This is a genomic window from Mycolicibacterium arseniciresistens, assembly GCF_030519285.1.
In the GTDB taxonomy this organism is placed as follows: Bacteria; Actinomycetota; Actinomycetes; order Mycobacteriales; family Mycobacteriaceae; genus Mycobacterium; species Mycobacterium arseniciresistens.
Map to the genome: position 1 here is coordinate 1 of NZ_JAUMSQ010000160.1, position 21,365 is coordinate 21,365.

Annotated in this window: 21 protein-coding genes; 9 read left to right on the plus strand and 12 right to left on the minus strand. The window is 70.9% G+C overall.

Translation table 11 applies throughout. The features are described from left to right. The 3 genes from Q2100_RS19160 to Q2100_RS19170 all read right to left on the minus strand — a co-directional run. On the minus strand, nucleotides 1–517 hold a 517-nt coding region (locus tag Q2100_RS19160), incomplete at its 3' end, for an alcohol dehydrogenase catalytic domain-containing protein (protein WP_302915334.1). Next, nucleotides 510–2,471: a flavin-containing monooxygenase gene (locus Q2100_RS19165; RefSeq protein ID WP_302915335.1), complete on the minus strand. Its 1,962-nt coding sequence runs from the start codon at nucleotides 2,469–2,471 to the stop codon at nucleotides 510–512. The genes Q2100_RS19165 and Q2100_RS19160, both read right to left, overlap by 8 nt. 90 nt (nucleotides 2,472–2,561) lie before the next feature. Further along, nucleotides 2,562–2,954 carry a hypothetical protein gene (locus Q2100_RS19170; RefSeq protein ID WP_302915336.1) on the minus strand — a complete coding sequence of 131 codons (393 nt, stop codon included), beginning with the start codon at nucleotides 2,952–2,954 and terminating at the stop codon, nucleotides 2,562–2,564. A gap of 387 nt (nucleotides 2,955–3,341) precedes the next feature. On the opposite strand from Q2100_RS19170, the gene Q2100_RS19175 reads away from it, so the two are divergent. Further along, the gene (locus Q2100_RS19175; protein WP_264014273.1) at nucleotides 3,342–4,427 is read left to right on the plus strand and encodes a glycoside hydrolase 5 family protein; all 1,086 of its coding nucleotides are present in this window, start codon (nucleotides 3,342–3,344) and stop codon (nucleotides 4,425–4,427) included. Between the two features lie 2 nt (nucleotides 4,428–4,429). Here Q2100_RS19175 and Q2100_RS19180 read toward each other — a convergent pair whose 3' ends face one another. From Q2100_RS19180 to Q2100_RS19195, 4 genes are all read right to left on the minus strand, one after another. After that, a complete protein-coding gene (locus Q2100_RS19180) occupies nucleotides 4,430–5,182 on the minus strand; it encodes a cutinase family protein (protein ID WP_302915337.1) in 753 nt (250 codons plus the stop codon). A gap of 110 nt (nucleotides 5,183–5,292) precedes the next feature. After that, the gene (locus Q2100_RS19185) at nucleotides 5,293–6,015 is read right to left on the minus strand and encodes a cutinase family protein (protein WP_302915338.1); all 723 of its coding nucleotides are present in this window, start codon (nucleotides 6,013–6,015) and stop codon (nucleotides 5,293–5,295) included. Between the two features lie 25 nt (nucleotides 6,016–6,040). Continuing rightward, complete coding sequence (locus Q2100_RS19190; protein WP_264014266.1) at nucleotides 6,041–6,307, minus strand: YdeI/OmpD-associated family protein; 267 nt, start codon at nucleotides 6,305–6,307, stop codon at nucleotides 6,041–6,043. Nucleotides 6,308–6,412: 105 nt separating this feature from the next. After that, nucleotides 6,413–7,804, minus strand: a complete 1,392-nt coding sequence (locus Q2100_RS19195) for a DoxX family protein (protein ID WP_328518128.1) — start codon at nucleotides 7,802–7,804, stop codon at nucleotides 6,413–6,415. 62 nt (nucleotides 7,805–7,866) lie between these two features. Between Q2100_RS19195 and Q2100_RS19200 the strand changes: the two genes are divergently transcribed. The 3 genes from Q2100_RS19200 to Q2100_RS19210 all read left to right on the plus strand — a co-directional run bounded on the left by Q2100_RS19200 (nucleotide 7,867) and on the right by Q2100_RS19210 (nucleotide 10,943). Continuing rightward, entirely contained in the window at nucleotides 7,867–8,763 is an 897-nt protein-coding gene (locus Q2100_RS19200) for a DUF1295 domain-containing protein (protein WP_302915339.1), read from the plus strand. Nucleotides 8,764–8,871: 108 nt separating this feature from the next. Beyond that, on the plus strand, nucleotides 8,872–10,062 hold the full coding sequence (locus tag Q2100_RS19205; RefSeq protein ID WP_302915340.1) for an NAD(P)/FAD-dependent oxidoreductase: 1,191 nt from the start codon (nucleotides 8,872–8,874) through the stop codon (nucleotides 10,060–10,062). Further along, complete coding sequence (locus Q2100_RS19210; RefSeq protein WP_302915341.1) at nucleotides 10,059–10,943, plus strand: RNA polymerase sigma-70 factor; 885 nt, start codon at nucleotides 10,059–10,061, stop codon at nucleotides 10,941–10,943. Before Q2100_RS19205 ends, Q2100_RS19210 begins: the two co-directional genes overlap by 4 nt. A gap of 13 nt (nucleotides 10,944–10,956) precedes the next feature. Here the strand turns inward: Q2100_RS19210 and Q2100_RS19215 are convergent, their stop codons facing one another. Further along, nucleotides 10,957–11,262 (minus strand): hypothetical protein, encoded by a 306-nt coding sequence (locus tag Q2100_RS19215; protein WP_372503770.1) that lies wholly within the window; start codon nucleotides 11,260–11,262, stop codon nucleotides 10,957–10,959. Between the two features lie 55 nt (nucleotides 11,263–11,317). Next, complete coding sequence (locus Q2100_RS19220) at nucleotides 11,318–11,497, minus strand: hypothetical protein (protein ID WP_302915342.1); 180 nt, start codon at nucleotides 11,495–11,497, stop codon at nucleotides 11,318–11,320. A 153-nt stretch (nucleotides 11,498–11,650) separates the two neighbouring features. On the opposite strand from Q2100_RS19220, the gene Q2100_RS19225 reads away from it, so the two are divergent. Then, nucleotides 11,651–12,940 (plus strand): HNH endonuclease signature motif containing protein, encoded by a 1,290-nt coding sequence (locus tag Q2100_RS19225; protein ID WP_302915343.1) that lies wholly within the window; start codon nucleotides 11,651–11,653, stop codon nucleotides 12,938–12,940. Here Q2100_RS19225 and Q2100_RS19230 read toward each other — a convergent pair. After that, nucleotides 12,937–15,483 carry a DEAD/DEAH box helicase gene (locus Q2100_RS19230; protein WP_302915344.1) on the minus strand — a complete coding sequence of 849 codons (2,547 nt, stop codon included), beginning with the start codon at nucleotides 15,481–15,483 and terminating at the stop codon, nucleotides 12,937–12,939. The two genes, Q2100_RS19225 and Q2100_RS19230, sit on opposite strands and share 4 nt — an antisense overlap. Before the next feature lie 67 nt (nucleotides 15,484–15,550). On the opposite strand from Q2100_RS19230, the gene Q2100_RS19235 reads away from it, so the two are divergent. Then, entirely contained in the window at nucleotides 15,551–16,273 is a 723-nt protein-coding gene (locus Q2100_RS19235; RefSeq protein ID WP_302915345.1) for a hypothetical protein, read from the plus strand. Here Q2100_RS19235 and Q2100_RS19240 read toward each other — a convergent pair. Then, the gene (locus Q2100_RS19240; RefSeq protein ID WP_302915346.1) at nucleotides 16,260–17,540 is read right to left on the minus strand and encodes an MFS transporter; all 1,281 of its coding nucleotides are present in this window, start codon (nucleotides 17,538–17,540) and stop codon (nucleotides 16,260–16,262) included. The genes Q2100_RS19235 and Q2100_RS19240 overlap by 14 nt on opposite strands. A 79-nt stretch (nucleotides 17,541–17,619) precedes the next feature. Between Q2100_RS19240 and Q2100_RS19245 the strand changes: the two genes are divergently transcribed. Together Q2100_RS19245 and Q2100_RS19250 are read left to right on the plus strand one after the other, a co-directional pair. Further along, nucleotides 17,620–18,351, plus strand: coding sequence for an NUDIX hydrolase (locus Q2100_RS19245; protein WP_302915347.1), 732 nt, complete (start codon nucleotides 17,620–17,622; stop codon nucleotides 18,349–18,351). 19 nt (nucleotides 18,352–18,370) lie between these two features. Next, a complete protein-coding gene (locus Q2100_RS19250; RefSeq protein WP_302915348.1) occupies nucleotides 18,371–19,831 on the plus strand; it encodes a phospholipase D-like domain-containing protein in 1,461 nt (486 codons plus the stop codon). Here the strand turns inward: Q2100_RS19250 and Q2100_RS19255 are convergent. Beyond that, nucleotides 19,809–20,621, minus strand: a complete 813-nt coding sequence (locus Q2100_RS19255; RefSeq protein WP_302915349.1) for a carotenoid biosynthesis protein — start codon at nucleotides 20,619–20,621, stop codon at nucleotides 19,809–19,811. The genes Q2100_RS19250 and Q2100_RS19255 overlap by 23 nt on opposite strands. Nucleotides 20,622–20,661: 40 nt before the next feature. Here Q2100_RS19255 and Q2100_RS19260 point away from each other — a divergent pair. After that, the coding region (locus Q2100_RS19260; RefSeq protein WP_302915350.1) for a glycosyltransferase family 2 protein at nucleotides 20,662–21,365 on the plus strand (704 nt) is incomplete at its 3' end.

Below are 21,365 nucleotides of genomic sequence, written 5' to 3' on the forward strand. Positions count from 1 at the left end.
CGATGACGGCGACCGTGCCGCCGGCCGGGAAGTCGGCGCGCTGCGCCGCGGCCCAGCCGGTGGCCAGGTTGTCGGTGAGCAGCAGCGCCTGCTCGTCGTCGATGCCGTCGGGCACGGCGAGCAGCTGGAAGTCGGCGGCCGGGACGGCCAGCAGTTCGGACTGCGCGCCGCCGAGCACCCCGGCGCCGAAGATCTGCGGGCCTGAGTGACACCGGATCGGGTCGAGCGTCGCGCAACCCGCGCAGTGCCCGCAGCCGGCCACCGACGACACCAGCACCCGGTCGCCCACCCGGACCGTCCGGACGTCGGGACCGATGTCGACGACGGTGCCGACGGCCTCGTGGCCGAGCGCCACCGGCTCGAACATCGGGTAGTCGCCCTCGTAGAAGTGCAGGTCGGATCCGCAGATGCCGGACGCGCTCACCGCGACCACCGCGCCGTCGGGCCCGGGAAGCACCGGGTCGGGCCGATTGTCCACCCGGATCGTCGCCGGCCCGTCGATGATGACGCTACGCATGACGCGCCACCTCCGAACCCGCGGTGACCGGGGCCGACCGCAGCACGAAATCGTCCCAGACCGGCTCCCGGACCGCGGCGTGGTACTCGTGGAGCTTCCACGGGCTGACCGTGTGGATCTCGCCGAACGAGTTCTTGAAATACGAGTGGGCGATCGAGGGATGTGCCCACACCGTCTGCCGGATCGCCTCCTGTGAGCGGCGCCGCCACTCGTCGGTGGCCTCCGGTGTCGGCTCCATCGAATGCACGCCGTCGGCCAGCCTGGCCAGGCACTGCCCGATGTAGCGCATCTGCAGTTCCGAGTTGAGGATGAGGCTTCCGCCGTGGGCCAGGTGGGTGCCGGGGCCGTAGGTGAGGAAGAAGTTGGGGAAGCCCGGCACGGTGATCCCGCGGTACGCATACGGCCGCTCACCCCACACCTCGCGCAGGTCGGCGCCGTCACGACCGGTGACCGTCATCGGCCACAGCACCTCGGTGGCGCGGAAGCCGGTGGCGTACACGATGACGTCGACCGGGTGCTCCTGCCCGTCCGCGGTGACGACACCGGTGGCGGTGATCCGTTCGATCGGTGTGCGGACCAGGTCGACGTGGTCGCGGCGCAGCGTCCGGATCCAGCTGCCGTTGTCCTGCAGGGTGCGCTTCCCGGTCGCCGGGTAGTCCGGCAGCAGCTTCGCCAGCAGCGCGGCGTCGCCGTCGACCTGGGTGGTGATCCAGTCGGTGAACATCAGCCGGGCCATCGCATTCATCTCACTGACCGCGTGATCCTGCGGCGAGTAGCCGGGATCCACGCGCGCCGCGTCGAGGCCCTTGTCGGCGCCGGGCCACAGCACCAGGAAGCGGTACCAGCGGCTGTAGAAGGGCAGGTGCTCCATCGCCCACCGGGTGCCGTCGCCGACGCGGTCGTGGTACATCGGGTTCGGGAACATCCACTGCGCGGTGCGCTGGAAGACCGTCAGGTGTGCGACGTCGTCGGCGATCGCGGGCGCGATCTGGAAGCCGCTGGCGCCCGCGCCGATCAGCGCGACCCGGCGGCCGGTCACCTCCGCGCCGTGGTCCCACGCGGCGGAGTGGAAGGCCGGGCCGGTGAATTCCGCCGCGCCGGGGATGTCGGGGATGTGCGGCCGGTTGAGCTGGCCGACGGCGCTGATGACGGCGCGCGCCGCCACCGTCGACGTGGCGCCGTCCGCCGCGCGCAGTGTCACCCGCCAGACACCGCCGTCGTCGTCCCACGCGGCGGAGACCACCTCGGTGCGCCACTGCACCTGCTCGGCGATGCCGTGCCGGGCCGCCACGTCGGCGAAGTACCGCCGCAGTTCGGGCTGCTCGGCGAAGTAGTGGCTCCATGCATTGCTCGGTTCGAAGCTGTAGCAGTAGAAGTGGTTCGCCACGTCCACCCGCGCACCCGGGTAGGTGTTCTCCCACCACGTGCCGCCCGGGCCCGCGTTCTTCTCGATCACCGTGAACGGCAGGCCCGCCTGCTTGAGCCGGACCGCCGCCAGCAGGCCCGACTCGCCGCAGCCGATCACCAGCACCGGGACCTCCGATGCGGCGGCGGGGTCCAGCGCCTGCGGGCGGCGCGGATCGGTGCCGTCGAGGTCCAGTTCCTCGGACATCAGCGGGAGGTACTCCTCGCCGACCGGCTCGCAGGCGGCCCAGTCCATCATCCGCTTCACGACGCCGGGATCCAGCGGCGCCGGTTCGGGGCAGCCGCGGTCGCGGTAGTCGACGATCACCTCGAGTGCCACCGCTCTGGCCCTGGCCCGGTCCTCCTCGGACATGAAGCCCTGGATCTCGTTGAGGAACACGCCGGCCTGCGCGAACTCGTCCAGGTAGCGGGTGTCACCGGTGATGTGCACCAGGCTGAGCAGCAGTGTCGGCACGCTGACGTCGACCAGTGCCGCGGCGATGTCCTCGGTGGAGGTGGTGAACGGGGTGCCGGCATACCGACTCCGCATGCAATGTCCTTCCCGGGCCTCGGCGAAATACGCTACGCGCCGTATCGTAACGGGGCGTGGCTCGGCCGGGGACCGGTTGAGACGCAATGCCTAGATCGGGTGCGTCAACCCGGGCAGGCAGTTGATGAACGGGATGCACGGCGGCCGCGGCGGCGCCGGCGGGCCGGGCGGCTGGCCGGCGATCATGACAGGCTCCGTCAACGGGGCGTTGGGGTCGAAGTAGAAGCTGTGACACACGTTCGTGTCCCAGGCCGGGATCGGCTCCATCCCCGAACCGGGGCACCACAGCTGGCTGCACATGCCCTGGGCGTTGCACTGCATCGGCGGGCCCTCGGGCGGCGCGCAGGGCGGGGTGTTGGCGTTCGACGGCGAGCAGAAGGGCGCCGCGAGAGCAGTGCCCGCCGACGGCCCCACCATGGCGAAGGTGAGACCGCCCGTGACGGCTGCTGCGGCGGCGAATCCTGCGACCAGGCTTCGATTCATGACAGGTCCTTTCGGCGTGCCACGGGGTGGCAGGCGAGTGAGCCCATTACACGCCGGCGACGTGCCTACCGATCCCAACTTTGCCCGATCCGGCGGCCTGTCCAGCGCGGATGCCGACGCCGCGGCGTTGCCGTAGCGTGTTGGCCTGGCGCCGGGGTGTAACGGCGCCTTCCGGTGCAACGATGCACAGTGGTGTAGCGCAAAGACGCAGTGCACCAACGCAATCCGTCGTCCAGCTGTGCGGGGGCCAGTTCATGTGACGACGCCCACACCGACCCTTTAGGACCAGTGACAGGCCCCCGAGAGCACCTCAACGCAGAACTGCGCGCGCCCCGGGTACACCGGCGGACGGCGCTCAAGCTGCCTCCACTGCTGGCAGTGGGCGCGATGCTCACCCAGCCCCCGCGGGCGGGCGCCCAGGCCGGCAGGTGGCCCGCCGAGCGCGCGCACCGCTGGTACCGGGCGCAGGGCTGGCTCGTCGGCGCGAACTACGTCACCTCGAACGCGATCAATCAGCTGGAGATGTTCGGTGCGGCCACCTTCGACCCGCGGCGCATCGACGCCGAACTGCGCGCCGCCCGGCTGATCGGCTTCAACACCGCTCGGGTGTTCCTGCACGATCAGCTGTGGGTGCAGGACAAGGCGGGATTCCAGCGCCGGCTGTCACACTTCGTGACGATCGCGGCGCGCCACCGCATCAAGCCGCTCTTCGTCCTCTTCGACTCATGCTGGGACCCGTTCCCCGCGGCAGGCCGCCAGCGCGGGCCGCGGCCCGGCGTGCACAACTCCGGCTGGGTGCAGAGCCCAGGCGCCGAGCGTCTCGGCGACCCCGGCTACCGGCGGGTGATGCGCGATTACGTCGTGGCGGTGCTGAGCCGCTACCGCAACGACGCCCGGGTGCTGGGCTGGGACCTGTGGAACGAGCCGGACAATCTGGCACCGCAGTACCACCTGGTCGAACGCAGGGACAAGCTCGATCTGGTCGCCGGGCTGCTTCCGCAGGTGTTCGGATGGGCGCGGTCGGTGGACCCGGACCAGCCCCTGACGAGTGGTGTCTGGCAGGGCGAGTGGCGGGACCCGCTGCGCCGCAGCCCGATCGCGGCCATCCAGCTCGACAACTCCGACGTGATCAGCTTCCATAGCTACGACCACCCGGCCGGCTTCGAGGGCCGGATCGGCGAACTCGCGCCGCTCGGACGACCGATGCTGTGCACCGAGTACCTGGCCCGTTCGATGGGCAGCACCGTCGAAGGCATCCTGCCGATCGCCAAGCGGCACAATGTCGGCGCGTTCAACTGGGGTCTGGTGGCCGGGCGCAGCCAGACGATCTTCCCGTGGGATTCCTGGGAGCGTCCGTATCCGGCCGACCCGCCGGTGTGGTTCCACGACCTGCTGCACCCCGCGGGCCGGCCCTATCGGCACGACGAGATCAAGACGATCCGTGCGCTGACCGGCCGGCCGCGGCCGACCTGACGTCACTGCACCGTGGCCGGGTCGCCCTGCGGGGCGGGCAGGTTCAGCGCGTTCACCGCGAAGTCGGCGGCCTGTTCGGTCATCCCGTTGGACTTGTAGGAGCTGTGCGCGGCCCGGTCCAGCCCGCCCGGCGCGCACACCGGATCACCGGCGGCGCACAGCTGGAGCGTCTTCGGCGCATAGGCGTTGCCGATCGCGATCGGCGGTGCGCTGTGGTCGACGAGGCCCAGGAACCAGCTGTCGGGCAGACCGAAGAGCACCACCGCCGCGACATGGGGAGCGACCGAGGCCGGTAGCGGTCCAGTGAGGCCGGAAGGCAGGACGACTCCCGCGGGCACGCTGTCCGAGGTGGTGTAGGCGGCCACCGCCGCGCCCTGGGAGTAGCCGCCGAGCACGATCCTGGTGTCCGGGCAGGTCGCCGCGATCGCCTCGACCTTGGCCGCGGTGTCGGCGACGCCGCCAACGGCCGCCTGGAAATCGAGTGACGCGGGGTAGTCGACGCCGTAGGCCTCGACGCTGCGCCCTGGCAGGCGGGCATCGAGCGCGTCGACGAACGCCTGACCCGTCGCCCCGACACCGGGCGCCTCGAACGTCCCGCGCGCGAAGACCGCCTCGACGTCCGGGCAGGACGGATCGGCGGTGGCCACCCCGGCTGCCTGCGGTCCGAGCACGGCGGCGAGCACCGCCACCCCGACCGCGAGTCTGCGGAACAACGGCGGAACGGCGGTGGCTTTCGATGCGGCGCTGGTGGTCATGGCCGTCCTTCCGACGGGGGGCTCTCGTGGTCGGCACAAGAGTCCCGCGCACGGGGGTGTCAGCACATCGGCGCTGGCACCCGTGACGGCTACCGGCTAGCAGGAAACTGCTAGCCCTGTGCCACCGTTTCCACGGGTTCGGATTCGCCGCCGGGCAGCTTGCCCACCGCGTAGTCGGCCGCCTCGTTCACCATGCCGTTCACGACGTAGGCACCGTGAGCGCCGTTGTTCCCGCCGCCCGGTGAGCACACGGGATCGTCGACGACGCACAGGTCGAGGGTCTTCGACACGTACCGCGAGCCGACGTTGATCGGCGGCGCGCCGGTGTAGATCATCTGCAGGAAACCGCTCGAGGGCTTACCGAACAGGGTCACCGCGGCGACGCGATCGGCCACCTCGGGCTCCATCGGTCCGGTCATCCCCGGCGGCGGTGTGTAGCCCTCGGGGACGGCGTCCTCGGTGATGTAGGCCGCCACCGCGGCGCCCTGTGAGTAGCCGCCCAGCACGATCTCGGTGTCCGGACAGTTCGCCGCCGTGGCGCGCACCCGGTTGCTGGCGTCGATGACGCCGTCCGCTGCCGTGGCGAAGTCCAGCGACGCCGGGTAGTTCACCGGGTAGACCTCGACCGACTTACCGGGCGTCTTCGCCCGCAGCGCATCAACGAACGCCTGCCCGACGCCGCCCACGCCGGCCGGTTCGAACGTGCCCCGCGCGAAGATCACCTCCACGTCGGGACACGGCGCCGCGTTCGCCGGAGCGGCGACCACGACCGAACCCGCGACCGCTGTCACAGCGGGCACCAGGGCAGCGAACCAACGACCAACTCTTCTCATCCCGACCGCCTGATCTCGAAGTTGCCTAACTGCCGGTGCGCTCACGGTGTTTGCACCCCGGCCAACAGCAGGGCCGGCGCTGGCCCTCCTCCAGTTCTTCCCGGGTGCGCCGGATGCGGCGTTCCCGTGTCGTCTTCTGCTTGGCGTCCTCCACCCAGCAGATGAACTCGTTGCGTGCCAGCGGCGTGATGTCCTTCCACGCGGCGAGCGCGGTGGCGTCGTCGACCAATGCCGCGCGCAGGTCCGCGGGCAGCTCGTGCACCACCCCGCCGGGCACCCGCTGACTGCTCACCGACTCAGCGTAACCCCGTCCGCGCTCCAGGTCATGGCGTGGGAGTGCCACCGCGACAGCACGTTACGGGCCGATGATTTTATTCCCGATTCGGCCGGCGAATAGTCAGCGATTGTAGGGCTGCTCCTGGATCCAATTGAAGCCCCGTTCGACGAGTGGGAACGTCGCCGGATCCATCCGGGTGAACCACGCGTGGATGCGGTGACCCGCGAAATCCTCGCCGTCGATCACGATCCTGTCGGTGCTGCCCGCATCGGGCCACCAGTAGCTCAGCCGGATCGTCGCCGGTGTCTCCTCGTAGGACCCGAGTTCGATCCGGTTGGTCAGGTCGATGAAGTGGGTGCGCGCGTCGATGGTCCCGCCGAACACCTCGAACGAGTCGTCCATGTGCTGCACGGTCACCATCACCGGATCCGACATCAGGAACGGCCGGTCGAAGATCACCCGCCGCCAGCGCAATTCGTCGGTCAGCATCGGGTCGCGGCGGTAGCCCTCGGCGGAGAACCCGTCGACCTGCCAGATGCCGTAGAGGTTCGGCGTCGGCCGGGTGAACTGCCGCCAGCCCTGCCCGCCGAACGCGGCCAGCAGCATCACCCCGACCAGCACCTGCGCCACAAGGGCTGTGCGGTTCGCCCGGCGGCCGTCGAACAGGGGTGTCGCCTCGGCGGCCGCGACCGCCCGGTCGGTGAACAGCGCCGCGAACAGCCGGCGCGCGTGGGGGGCGAGCAGGAACAGGCTCAGCAGCAGCAACTGCGACGACACCGACTTCAGCCGGATGTCGTAGGTCATGTTCAGGATGAACACCTGCGTGAGGTCGAACGCGCACACCAGCGCACCGGCGACGGCGGTCCGCGGGAGCAGCAGGAGCAGCCCGCCGAGCACCTCGGCCGCGCCGAGCATCATCTGGTAGGGCTGCGAGATGCCGACCTGCGCCCACAGGGCACCCGTCGGACTGAAGTTCCCGTACGGCTCGACCAGCCGGTTCAGCACGAACGGCATCTGCGTCGGGATCACCTTTGCCATCCCGAAATAGAACATCGCCGCGGCGAGCATGAGCCGAAGGACCGTCCACACCCAGGTGTGCAGCCGGTCGTAGCGCCTGCGGCGCCGGTCGAGCACCGACCACACCGCCGTCGCCACTGCCGCGAGTGCGGCGATCAGGACGATCGCCGACCACTGGAATGCGCTGTCACTGCCGACCTGGGTGCCCTGCACGTGCAGGCCGAGCAGATGGGTGCCGGTCCAGTCGATCGGCGGTCGCATCACCGTGACCGCTGCGCGCATGGCCGACCAGGGACCCTCGATGCCGATGCCCGCGAGCACCACCGGCACCAGACCGATGGCGAGCGCCAGGCCGAACGCCCCGAAGTAGCAGCTGCCGAAGCGGAAGGCGAGCAGGGTCGGCAGGCTCCACGGCGGCCCCGGCGCACCGGGCTCGGCGACTCGGGAAGCGTGAGCCTCGCCGCCGGGGCTGTCCGCGACGTCGGGCTCGATCATGAATCTATAGTCAGGGCTGCGCTCGGGATCCGCGAGCGCTTTCTTGCCGACGGAGGTCGACAGTGACGTCAGCCGCGTACACCAGAGGACGGTCGCTGGCGATCGTCGCGGCCGCATACGTGGTGGCCGTCGCCGTCGCGGTGGCCTACCTGCTGTGGGGGCCCGGCACCGGCCGGCTCTGGCTGGACGCCCTCATCGCCGACGTGCTGGCCACCCTGGTGATCTTCGGGTTCAGCCGGATCTACCGGAACTCCAGCTTCTACGACGCCTTCTGGAGCGTGATCCCGCCTCTGCTGCTGGCGTACTGGTGGATCGCGGCGCCGGCCCCCGACACGCTGCGGTGCGTCCTGGTGGCGATCGTCGTGGTGGTCTGGGCGATTCGGCTGACCGGTAACTGGGTCTACGCGTTTCCCGGTCTGCACCACGAGGACTGGCGCTATCCGATGTTCAAGGAGCGCGCCGGCCGGTGGGAGTGGGCCGCCGACCTGTTCGCCATCCACCTCATCCCGACGATCCAGGTGTTCCTCGGCATGGTGCCGGTCTACGTCGCGGTGACCCGCCCGGGGCCGGGGCTGACCTGGCTGGCGTGGGCGGCGTTCGTCGTGGGTCTTGCGGCGGTCGCGCTCGAGTTCGCCGCCGATGCGCAGATGCACCGGTTCGTCGCGGCCCGGCGGCCCGGCGAGGTGATGGACCGCGGACTGTGGAGCTGGTCGCGGCACCCGAACTACTTCGGCGAGTTCGCCTTCTGGGTGTCCCTCGCAATGTTCGGCATCGCCGCCGCCCCCGGCGACTGGTGGTGGCAGATCATCGGCGCCGCGGCGATCCTCGCGATGTTCCTCGGCGCCAGCATCCCGATGATGGAAGAGCGCAGCCTGGCGCGTCGGCCCGACTACGCGGGCGTCGTCGAGCGGGTCTCCCGGTTCGTCCCGCGGCCGCCGCGCGAGCGATCCACGACCTGACCCTCTGCGCCGCACATCATGTGGCCTAGGTCACAATTCTCTCAGGCCTGTCACGAACGGGCGTCCGCCGGGATCTCGAGTACATCGCCCCCGGAACAGGAGAACCAGATGAGCGAGAACCGCATCCACGCCGTCGTCGTCGGCGGTGGCTACGCAGGAACCCTTGCCGCCAACCGTCTGCAGCAGAATCCCGACCTCGACATCAGCCTCGTCAACGCCCGACCCGAGTTCGTCCAGCGGCTGCGGCTGCACCAGTTCGCCACCCGCACCGGCGACGCGACCGCCGACTACGGCACGCTGCTCGGCGAGAGGGTGAGGCTGGTCGTGGACAGCGCCACCCGCATCGACACCGCGGACCGCGTGGTGCGACTGGCATCGGGCGGTGCGCTGCGCTACGACTACGTCATCTACGCCGTCGGCAGCACCGCGGCGCTGCCGCCGTCGGTGCACGGAGCGGCCGAACATGCCTACGCCGTGGCAGAATTCGAGCACGCCACGCGACTGCGGGCCGCCCTCGACACCGTCGGGCCGAACGCTCCGGTGACCGTCGTCGGCGCGGGGCTGACCGGCATCGAGACCGCCGCCGAGCTCGCCGAGAGCGGTCACGTCGTCACACTCGTCGGCGGTGGGCGGCTCGCTCCGTCGTTCTCCGCACCGGCAAGGCGGTCGGTGGCGGCGTGGTTCGCCGACAACGGTGTGCGAGTGATCGAGTCGGCCGTCGTCACCGAGGTCCGGCGCGACGCCGTGGTCTTCGCCGACGGCACCGTGCACCCGAGCGCGATCACCGTGTGGACGGCCGGCTTCGGGGTGCCCGACCTGGCCGCGCGCAGCGGGCTGCGCATCGACCCGCTGGGCCGTCTGCTCACCGACGAGACACTGACCAGTGTGGATGACGACCGTGTGCTGGCGGCAGGGGATGCGGCCGCACCGTCGGGACGGCCACTGCGGATGAGTTGCTATGCCGCTGGACCCACGGCGGCCACCGCCGCCGACACCGTGCTGCGCCGGATCGCCGGCGATCGGCCGGCGCCGCTGAGCCTGATGTGGACGGTGACCAACGTCGGGCTGGGCCGGCGGGCCGCGGTGTTCCAGCCCACCCGCAGGAACGACACGCCGGTGAACTTCCACCTCGGCGGCGGGATCGGCAGCCGTGCCGCGGGGGCGGTGAAGGAGGCGGTCACCAAGGGCACGCTGTGGGGCCTGCGCCGCGAAGCGCGCAAGCCCGGTTCGACGGTGTGGCCGAAGGCCCGGACGCGACCCGAGCTGGTGGATCCGCCGGTGCAGGCGGTGCCGTCGTGACCGACCACGCCGAGCGGTTCAGCCTGCTGCGGCCGCTGCTGTTCACCATCGCCTACCAGCTGCTCGGCTCGGCGACCGAAGCCGACGACGTGCTGCAGGACAGCTACCTGCGCTGGGCCGACGTCGACCTCGCGACGGTCCGCGACACGAAAGCCTATCTGGCGCAACTGGTCACACGTCAGGCACTCAAGGCGCTGCGGTCCGGTGCCCGTCGCCGCGAGGACTACGTCGGGCCGTGGCTGCCCGAGCCGCTGCTGCTCGACGACCGCGACGCGTCAACCGACGTGGTGCTCGCCGAATCGGTCTCGATGGCGATGCTCGTGCTGCTCGAGACGCTCACCCCCGACGAGCGGGCGGTGTTCGTGCTGCGCGAGGTGTTCGACTTCGAGTACGGCGAGATCGCCGAGGCCGTCGGCAAATCCGAGGTGGCGGTGCGCCAGGTGGCGCACCGGGCGCGCGAACACGTGCGGGCTCGCCGCAAGCGGTTCGACCGCGTCGACCCCGAGCAGACCACCAGGATCACCGAGCAGTTCCTCGCCGCGGCCACCACCGGCGACGTGGACGAACTGATGAGGCTGCTCGCGCCCGATGCCACCTGGACCGCCGACGGCGGCGGCCGGGTGGGCGCCGCCCGCAGGCCGATCACCGGCGCCGACCGGTTGGTGCCGCTCATCGTCGGCCCGTTCCGCCGTGGCCTGGCGACGCTTCGCACCGAGGTCATCACGGCCAACGGCGCACCCGCAGTCGCCGTCTACAGCGACGACCGGCTGGAGGCCGTGCTGGCCGTCGAGATCGTCGACGGCCGGATCACGAACCTCTACGCGATCGCCAACCCGGACAAGCTCTCGACGGTAACGACGGCGCGCACCATCAGCCGGTAGCGCGCCGCCGACGTCACGGATTCAGGTTGACCGTGTGGGTGCTCGACAGGTTCGTGCCCAGGTCGGCGCGTCTCGTGCTGACCACGTCCCAGGTGGATGTGCCTATCTTGTAACAGGATTCGAACCTGTCGTACGGATTGACGTACATCGTCGGACCGTTGGGGTCTCCCCACCAGGTGCCGTCGGTGGCCAGGGCGTAGAAGTACGCGTACCTGTTCGTCGTGTAGATGGCCGACTTCTTCTCACCGGGGGCGAGCACCCACCACCCCTTGGTCGCCCAGCCGCCGTACTGGCCACAGCCGTCCTGATCGCGTTTCATGACCGCCACCGAGACCGTGCGTCCGTAGTTGTTCCGGAATGCCAGATACATGGTCTCAGCCCCTCTGCTCGTCGATGACGTCTTCGGTCACGGCGCCGTCACCGGCGAGATCGCGCTGACGGTCCTGGCGGCCCGACGGCTGCTGGTCCTCCGATGTCTCATGGTCCGAGCCGGATTCGTCGTCGGCGGCGAATGCCTCCGTCGGCGCCAACTGTTTTGTCCTGTCGTTCGTCATCTCTGTTCCCCCGCTTGTTGTGTCGGCACGGCTGGTGCCGGGCCGCAGATCGAGTGTGCGCAGAATGCGTGGCGTTCACGTGGGTAGTCGACTACCCGAGTCCGGGGGTTCCGCGGTCCGAGACGTGTCGTACCCCTCTGCGATGATGGGGTCATGTCCTCGAGCGCAACGTCTTTCGCTCCTTCGGTGAGGCCGAAGGACCGGCTGGCGGTGTTGTTCGATGAGATCGCCGAGTTGTGCGGTCAGCGCAATGCGATCGACGGGCGGCTGGTGGAGATCGTCGCCGAGATCGACCGCGACGGATTGTGGGGCATGACGGGTGCGCGGTCGGTGGCGGCGATGGTGGCGTGGAAGACCGGGGCGTCACCGAGGAACGCTGAAATCGTCACCGCTGTCGCGCAGCGGTGGGAGGAATTGCCGCGCTGCACCCGACTCTTGCGCGAGGGTCGGGTGTCACTCGATCAGGTCGGGGTGATCGCCGAGAAGGCCGGGCCGGGCTCTGATGCGCACTACGCCCAGTTGGTCACCGCCGCGACGGTGAACCAGTTGCGCACCGCGATCAAGCTCGAACCCCCACCGCAACCCCAACCGCAACCGCAACCGCAACCCGACCCCAAACCGGAACCCGCACCGTCGTACAGCAAGACCTGCGACGATACGGGCACTACCTATCGGATCTTCCTGCCGCGTCTGGAGGCGGCGAAGCTCGACGCCGCGGTGGCATCCCATCTCGACGGGATGGTCGCCGACTGGAAACACGACCACGCCGACGCGGATGCCGATGCCGATGCCGATGCCGACGAGCTTTCGCCGCCGATACCCACGACGGTCGATGCGTTCATGAGTGTGGTCGAGGCCGGCTGGGACGCCGAGGTGGCGCGACGCCCGCACGGACACCGCACCACCGTGATCGCCCACGTGGACGTCAAGGAACGAGTGGCGTCATTGCACCTCGGTCCGGTGCTCACCGACGCCGACCGTCAATTCCTGCTGTGCGACGCCACCTTCGAGGTGTGGCTGGAACGCCACGGCCAACCCATCGGGTCCGGACGCGACACCCGCCAGATCAGCCGCAAGCTACGGCGGGCGCTCGAGCACCGGGACCGCTGCTGCGTGGTCCCCGGATGCGGGGCCACCCGCGGTCTGCACGCCCACCACATCCGGCACTGGGAGGACGGCGGCCCCACCGAACTGGACAACCTCGTCCTGGTCTGCCCGTACCACCACCGGATGCACCACCGAGGCGGCATCACCATCACCGGCCCCGCACAGAACCTCATCGTCACCGATTACGATGGGCGACAGCTCAGTTCGGCATCACTGGCCCGACCGCCGACGACACCGCCGCCCGATGTACCACCCTGTCCCGGGCCCACCGGCGAACGGGCCGACTGGTGGTGGTACCCACCGTTCCAACCCCAACCACCACCGTCGACCAACTAGTCCATCCGCCCGGCTTCCACCAGCCGGATCACCGGGACGCCCTCCTCGTCGGACGCCTCCAGATCGACCTCGACGTCGATGCCCCAGTCGCGGTCGCCCGCCGGGTCGTCGAGGATCTGCCGCACCCGCCACACACCAGGCTGGCGGTCGATGATCAGCAGCGCCGGGCCGCGGGCGTCGGCGCCGATCCCCACGTCGGCATGCTCGGCGAAATACTCCCGTCCGGCGTCGGCCCACCGTTCGGCGTGCCACCCCGACCCGGAATCCAACTCGCCCAGCTCATTCCAGCGGCGGCGGGCGAACAGCTCCACCCGGCGGAACAGCGCGTTGCGGACCATCGCGGTGAACGCCCGCTCGTTGCCGGTCAGCGGGCGCGGCCGGACGGGCACCGCTGGAATCTCTGGGGCAGCTCCACCGTGCTGATCGGGACTGGTGAGCTGTTCCCACTCGTCGAGCAGGCTGGAGTCGACCTGGCGCACCAATTCGGCGAGCCACTCGACGATGTCGGTGACCTCCTCGGTGCGCGCGGCCGCAGGCACCCCGGACCGCAGCGCCTTCACCGCATCGGACAGGTAGCGCAGCACCGCGCCCTCGGACCGGGTGAGCTTGTAGGTGCTGACGAACTCACGGAAGCTCAGCCCGCGCTCCCACATCTCCCGCACGACGGACTTCGGCGACAGCGGTGAGTCCGCCGCCCACGGGTTCGTCTGCAGGTACACCTCGTAGGTGTGCTGCAGCAGCTCCTCGAGCGGCCGCGGATAGGTGACGTCGTCGAGCAGCTCGATCCGCTCGTCGTACTCGATGCCCTCGGCCTTCATCGCGGCCACCGCCTCGCCCCTGGCCTTGTTCAGCTGCGCGGCCAGGATCTGACGCGGGTCCTCCAGCGTCGCCTCGATCACCGAGACGACATCGCGCGCATACGATTCCGACTCCGCATCCAGCACATCGATGGCGGCGAGGGCGAAGGTGGACAGCGGCTGGTACAGCGCGAAGTCGCGCGGCAGGTCGACGGTCAACCGGTAGCGCCGCCCATCGGGTTCGGGGGCCTCGAGGCGTTCGACGACGCCGGCCTGCAGCAGCGAGCGGGCGATGCCCACCGCCTCCCGGATGAGCTGGAGCTGGCGCTTGCGGGGCTCGTGATTGTCGGTGAGCAGCCGCCGCATCGCGTCGAACGGGTCACCGGGACGGTCGACGACGTCGAGGATCATCGCCGTCGACACCCGCATGTTGCTCGTCAGCTGCTCGGGCGCCGCCTCGACCAGCCGCGTCATGGTCTTCTCGCTCCACGGCACCATGCCCTCGGGCACTTTGCGCCGCACCAACTTACGGCGCTTCTTCGGGTCGTCGGCCACCTTGGCGAACTGTTTGAGGTTCTCCACCTCGTGCTCGGGGGCCTGCACCACCACGGTGCCCGCGGTGTCGTATCCGGCGCGGCCCGCCCGCCCGGCGATCTGGTGGAACTCGCGCGCATTGAGCAGCCGGGTGCGGATGCCGTCGTACTTCGACAGCGCGGAGAACACCACGGTGCGGATCGGCACGTTGATGCCGACGCCGAGGGTGTCGGTGCCGCAGATCACCTTCAGCAGCCCGGCCTGCGCGAGCTGTTCGACCAGCCGCCGGTACTTGGGCAGCATCCCGGCGTGGTGCACACCGATGCCGTGCCGCACCAGCCGCGACAGCGTGGCGCCGAACGCCGAGGAGAACCGGAACGCGCCGATCAGGTCGCGGATCGCCGCCTTCTCCTCCTTGGTGCTGACGTTGATGCTCATCAGCGCCTGCGCCCGTTCCAGCGCGGAGGCTTGCGTGAAGTGCACGACGTAGATCGGCGCCTGCCTGGTGTCGAGCAGGTCGCCGATGGTCTCGTGCATCGGCGTGGTGGCGTAGGAGTAGAACAGCGGGACCGGCCGCTCGGCGTGGGCCACCAGTGCCGTCGGCCGCCCGGTGCGGCGGGTGAGGTCCTCGCGCAGGAACGTGACGTCGCCGAGCGTGGCCGACATCAACAGGAACTGGGCGCGCGGCAACTCGAGCAGCGGCACCTGCCACGCCCAGCCCCGGTCGGGATCGCCGTAGAAGTGGAACTCGTCCATCACCACCAGGCCGATCGCGGCGTCCGGTCCTTCCCGCAGTGCGATGTTCGCGAGCACCTCGGCCGTGCACGCGATGATCGGCGCGTCCGCGTTGACCGCGGCGTCGCCGGTCAGCATGCCGACGTTCACCGCGCCGAACACCCCGCACAGTGCGAAGAACTTCTCGCTGACCAGCGCCTTGATCGGGGCGGTGTAGTAGGTGCGCCGCCCCGCCGCCAGCGCCGCGTACTGAGCGCCGGTGGCCACCAGCGACTTACCCGAACCGGTTGGCGTCGCCAGCACCACGTTGGCGCCGCTGACCAGTTCGATCAGCGCCTCCTCCTGCGCGGGGTACAACGCGGTGCCGTTCGCCTCGGCCCACGCGGCGAACGACGCGAAGAGTCCGTCGGCGTCGTCGCCCATCGCGCGCAGCGCCGACAGGTCGTCGGGGTCGTCGAGCAGGGGGGTGGGTGACATGGCCCCACCAGCGTGCCCGACGCGCATTTGGGATCGGTAACCGGAGCGGTGGGGTGGACTTGGCGGCATGACACGCACACACGCGCGCCTCGTCGGCTTCGCCGCGGCGCTCGCCGCCCTGGCGATGACCCCCGCCTGCTCCACGGACACGCCGCCGACGGCGCCGGGCACGGTGACCGTCACCACCACGGTCGCCGCGCCGACGAGCTCCGCACCGGCCCCGACGGTGACCGTCACGCCGACAGCGGCGCCCACGGCCGCACCGCCGGCCCAGCACTCGGACTGCGCCGTCAGCCCGGAGAACTGGCCGGTGCCGCACGACGAGCCCTACGGCTTCGTCCCCGAGGAGTACCGCCTCTCGGTCGCGATGAGCGGCATCCCCGCCGGCACGATCACGCCCGGCGCGGCGCCTGCCGAGGTCGAGGTGACGGTGTGCAACGACACCCCGGTCGACTACCCGTCGGTCGGTGTGGGACTGGTGCTGGACAACTGCAGCTGCGCGCCGGTCCCCGGCATCGCGAAGGGAACCGTCGAGCGCTACGACGCGGCGGCCGGTTCCTGGGTGCCGGTACAGAGCCCCGCGGCGGGCCTCGGCATGGACCACCTCGGCCAGTTCACCGACCTCGGGGGCTTCCCGAAGGGCAGGGCCGTGACGCTGCGGTACCGGGTCGCGCTCGACGCGGCCATGGCCGACGGCGAGGGCGGCATCTCCGCGACCGCGGTCACCGCCGACGGGTCGCTGATCCAGATCGGTGACGCCAGGCGGCCGTTCACGGTCACGGCGGACTGAGGGTCGACGCGACATCCGGCGCGGCGGCGCCGGTCCAGTCCGGTGGCGGACGCAGGCTCGCCAGCGCCAGACTGCTCAGTCCCATGAGCGTCATGGTGAGGATCAAGAACGGCCCGTAGCCCCCGGTGGCGTCGGAGATCGCCCCCGCCGCGAGCGGCCCGAACGCCGTGCCCAGCGAGAGCGCGGCCACCAGGCCGCCGAACAGGCCGCCGAAGTTCCGGACGCCGAAGTGCCGGGAGGCCAGGTAGGCGATCACGTCGACCTCGGCGCCGAGGGTGAGGCCGAACAGCGCCGCCGCCACGGTCTGACTCACCGGATTCGTGCCGTCGAAGAGCAGCAACGCGCTTCCGACGATCGGCACCAGGTAGGCGCAGGCACCCACGACGCGTCCGGGGAAGCGGTCGAGCAGCACGCCGATTCCCAGCCGGCCCACGATCGAGAAGATCCCGACCAGCGCCGCCGTGCCCGCCGCGGCCAGCGGTTCGGTACCGGCATCACGCAGGATCGGCACCAGGTGCACGACGACGCCGAGGGTGGTGAACGCGAAGAGTCCTGCGGCGAGCAGGAGCCGGTAGAAAGTGGCCGACCGGAGTCCCTCGCGCATGGTGAGACCGGCCAGTGGCGGCGGCGGCGTCGCGGCGGCGACGTCGACCGGCGGCGGCCGGCGTTCGTCCTGGGCGCCGCGGAAGAACAGTGCCACCACCAAGACCACCAGCGCACCCCAGAGCAGACCGAGTCCGACGAACGCGCCGCGCCAGCCGTAGGCGGCGATGAAGGTGGTGGCCAGTGGCGGGAAGACCGCCGCGGCCAGGGAGCCGCCGGACAGCGTGACTGCGAAGGCCAGCCCGCGGGAGCTGTCGAACCGGCTGGCGACCGCGCTGGTCCACACCGTCGTCTGCACCCAGAACGAGGCGAAGGACAACAAGGCCCACAGCAGGATCCAGTTGGCCAGCGATCCGGTGGCGCTGCCGAGCAGTGCGAACGCGGCGCCCACCAGCACCACGCCGGTGATGCCGACGCGCCGCGGTCCCATCCGGTCGACCAGCAGACCGATGGGCAGCGCGGCGACGGCCGCGGCCATCCCGACGATCGTCAGCCCCAGCGACGCCTCGGCCCTGGACCAGCCGAACTCCTCCTGCAGCGGCGCCATGAACGCGCCGAGCGAGTAGACGTGCATGACGCCGATCGAGTAACCCAGGCCGGCGGCCGCGGGCAGCTTCCAGAAGCGCCGCCACTCCGTGACGCTCGCGCGGTCGAGACGGCTCATGGGCAGCGATGCTAAGCGATCGCCCAGCGTTGCGAGGCCGCCATCGGGGAATCGTGCCGCGCTGCCATATGGTCGAGCGGTGACGATCCCCGGCCAGATCAGCTACGACGACGCGTTGCGGAACCGGATCGCGACGCACCTGGCCGGGCACGACCGCCGCACCGTGACCGACCCGACGAAACGGCACGCCGCCGTCGCCGTCGTGCTCGTCGACTCCGATCTCGGCGAGGACCGGGTGGACCCGGCGCCGGTGGACGACTGGATCGCCGGGCGGCCGATGCCCGAGGCCGGGCTCGACGGCCGCATGGTCGACGTATCGGGAGGTGCCGCATTCCTGTTGTGCCGCAGGGCGTCCCGGCTCAACAGCCACGCCGCCCAGTGGGCGCTGCCCGGCGGCCGGCTGGATCCGGGGGAGACCGTGGTCGAGGCGGCGCTGCGCGAACTCGACGAAGAGGTGGGTGTCGGGCTGCCCGAGGAGAACGTGCTCGGCCTGCTCGACGACTACCCGACGCGGTCCGGCTACGTCATCACCCCGGTGGTGGTCTGGGGCGGCGGCAGGCTCGACCCGCGGCCGGCGCCCGACGAGGTGGTCGCCGTCTACCGCGTGGGCCTGCACCAGCTGCAGCGCGCCGACTCGCCACGGTTCATCACCATCCCGGAGAGCCCGCGGCCCGTCGTGCAGATCCCGCTCGGCAACGACCTCATCCACGCCCCCACCGGCGCGGTGCTGCTGCAACTGCGGTGGCTCGGACTCGAAGGCCGCCACGACCCGGTCGACGAACTCGAACAACCGGTGTTCGCCTGGACGTAGATGGGGTAGACACAGCGCCATGTCGGTGCTCGTTCCCGGTGAGACGTGCTGGCGGGTGGAGCGTGCGGAACGGTTCGCCTGCATCGTCGACGCCGCCGACTACTTCCACCACGCGAAGACCGCGATGCTGCGCGCGCGGCACCGGATCGTGCTGATCGGCTGGGACTTCGACACCCGGATGACCTTCGAGCGCGGCGGCAAGCGGATCGCCGGGCCGAACCAGCTGGGCGCCTTCCTACGGTGGATCTCCCGGCGCAGGCCGGACCTCGAGGTCCACGTGCTCAAGTCGAACCTCAACATGTTCCCTGCGCTGCAAGGCATCTGGCAGGGCATGACCCCGGTGGTGGTGAAGAACTGGCTCAGCAAGGAGAGGCTGCAGTTCGCGATCGACGGCGCCCACCCCACCGGTTCGGTGCACCATCAGAAGGTCCTCGTCATCGACGACGCCATCGCCTTCTGCGGCGGGATCGACCTCACCCTCGACCGCTGGGACACCCCCGACCACGAGCACAACAGCCGGTTCCGCCGCGCCCTAGGCCGCAACTACGGCCCCCGGCACGAGGTCGCCGTCGCCGTGGACGGCGATGCCGCACGGGCGCTCGGCGAGCTGGCCCGCGACCGCTGGCGCGCCGCGACCGGCCGCCGTCTGGAACCCGTGCACGCCGCCCACACGGCGTGGCCGCGCAGCCTCCACCCCACCCTGACCGACATCGACGTCGGCATCGCCCGCACGCTGCCGGCGCTGGAGAACCAGACCGAGGTGCGGGAAGTGGAGGCGCTGAACCTCGAGGCGATCGCCGCCGCCCGGGACACCATCTACCTGGAGAACCAGTACCTCGCCTCCCGGACGCTCGTCGAGGCGCTCGCCGCCCGGCTGCGCGAAGCCGAGGGACCCGACGTCGTCGTCGTGATGCCCCGGCAATCGGAGAGCCGGCTCGAGCAGACGGCGATGGACAGCGCCAGGCAGCGGCTGCTGCACGTGCTCTGGTCGGCCGACGAGCACGGCCGGTTCGGCATCTACTGGCCGGTGACCGACGGCGGCAGCCCGGTCTACGTGCACTCCAAGGTCATGGTGATCGACGACCGGCTGCTGCGCGTCGGCTCCTCGAATCTCAACAACCGGTCGATGGGGTTCGACAGCGAATGCGACGTGGCCATCGAGGCCGGCGCAGAAGCGGCCGACGGCAGCGGTCAGGACGACGTCCGCGCGACCATCGTCGCGGTGCGGCACCGGCTGATCAGCGAGCACCTCGGGGTGTCGGCGGGCGAGTTCGAGCGGACGCTGGCGCGCCGGGGCTCGTTCCTGCAGGCGGTCGAGGAGTTGCGCGGGCACGGCAGGACGCTGCGGGTGTTCACCGAGGAGACGGTGGCCGGCGAGGCCGGTCCGCTCGCCGAGAACGACCTGATGGATCCCGACCGCGTGCCCGCCTCGCTGACCCGGAGCGTGCAGCGGTTCCTCACCGGGTTGCGGGGGGAGTGACCGCGCGGTCGCGCCTGCGCACCAGCGCGACGGCGAACGGCACCGCGACCAGTCCCATCAGCAGCCCGCCGGTGACCGCCGAGCCGGGCAGCCCGAAGAACACCGCGTGGGCGAGCACCGAGGAGAAGTACACCCACAGGTACAGCGCCGCCGCCGGGCCCGACGGCCGGTCCTCGCGGCGCAGCAGCGCGTGCAGCGCCGCCACCACCAGCGCCGACACCAGCAGCCAGCCCGCGTAATTGGTCAGCGGAATGCCCGGGACCAGCGGCAGACCGGGATCCGGGTCGAACCACGTCCAGTGGCCGGCATCGACCATCTGCGGGTCGAGGAACACATCCCACACCGTCAGCGCCACCGCACCCACCGCGACGACGGCGGGGCCGCGCACCGCGAGCGTGCGGGCCACCACCAGCGCGGGCCAGGCCATCATCACCCAGGCCATCGGCACCACCAGCGGGACGCCGAGCACCTCGGCGCCGAGGGTGCCGGTGTAGGCGTACGGCCCGAACGGCAGGCCGGTGGCCACCCCGACCGCCTCCGCGAGCAGTCCGCCGCCACCGGCGACCGCGATCAGCACCGCCGCCCCGACGGCGCCGTGCAGCCGCGCGACGTCGGCGACGGCGGCGAGGAAGAAGACCATCACACTCGTGACCGTGACCTCGGTGCGCCACGTCTCGGGCGTCAACGGGTAGGCGATCTGCACGAGGACCGCGGCGGCGACGAGCGCCCACACCAGGCGGTCCGCGGGGATCCGCACCCGCGCTCCGAGCAGGGGGCCGGCCAACGCCACGCAATACCTCCGCTGGTCGACGGTTCCGTAGAGTTTGCAGGTGCCCGCTGCTCGCCTGACCGAAACTCTACGGGCACTCGTCACCGCCGGATCGGCGCTGGCCGCCGCCGGGACCGCGCATGCGGTGCTGAACCTGCGGCTGCTGCGGCGCCCGCCCGACGTGCCGCCGGAGGTGACCGCCCCGGTGTCGGTGCTGGTGCCGGCACGCGACGAGGCGCACCGCATCGCGCCGACGATCCGCTCGCTGCTCGCCCAGCGCGGCCTGGCCGACGCCGAGATCCTGGTGCTCGACGACGGCTCCTCCGACGGCACCGCCGACGTGGTGCGGCGGCTGGCCGTGCCCGACCCGCGGTTGCGGGTGCTGACCGGCGTTCCGCCCCCGCCCGGATTCCTGGGTAAACCGCACGCGTGCGCGCAACTGGCGGCCGCGGCCCGCGGCGAGGTCCTGGTGTACATCGACGCGGACGTGGTGCTCGCCCGGCATGCCGTCGCCGCCGCGGTGGCGCTGCTACGGGGACCGCGGCCGCTGGACCTGCTCAGCCCGTGGCCGCGGCAGGTCGCGGCGGGGGTGGCAGGGCGGCTCGTGCAGCCGCTGCTGGCGTGGTCGTGGCTGACCACCTTGCCGCTGCGGATCGCCGAGCGGTCCGCGCGGCCGTCGATGGCGGCGGCCAACGGGCAGTTCCTGCTGGTGGAGGCCGCCGCCCTGAAACGGGCAGGCGGTTGGCAGGCGGTGTCGGACGCCGT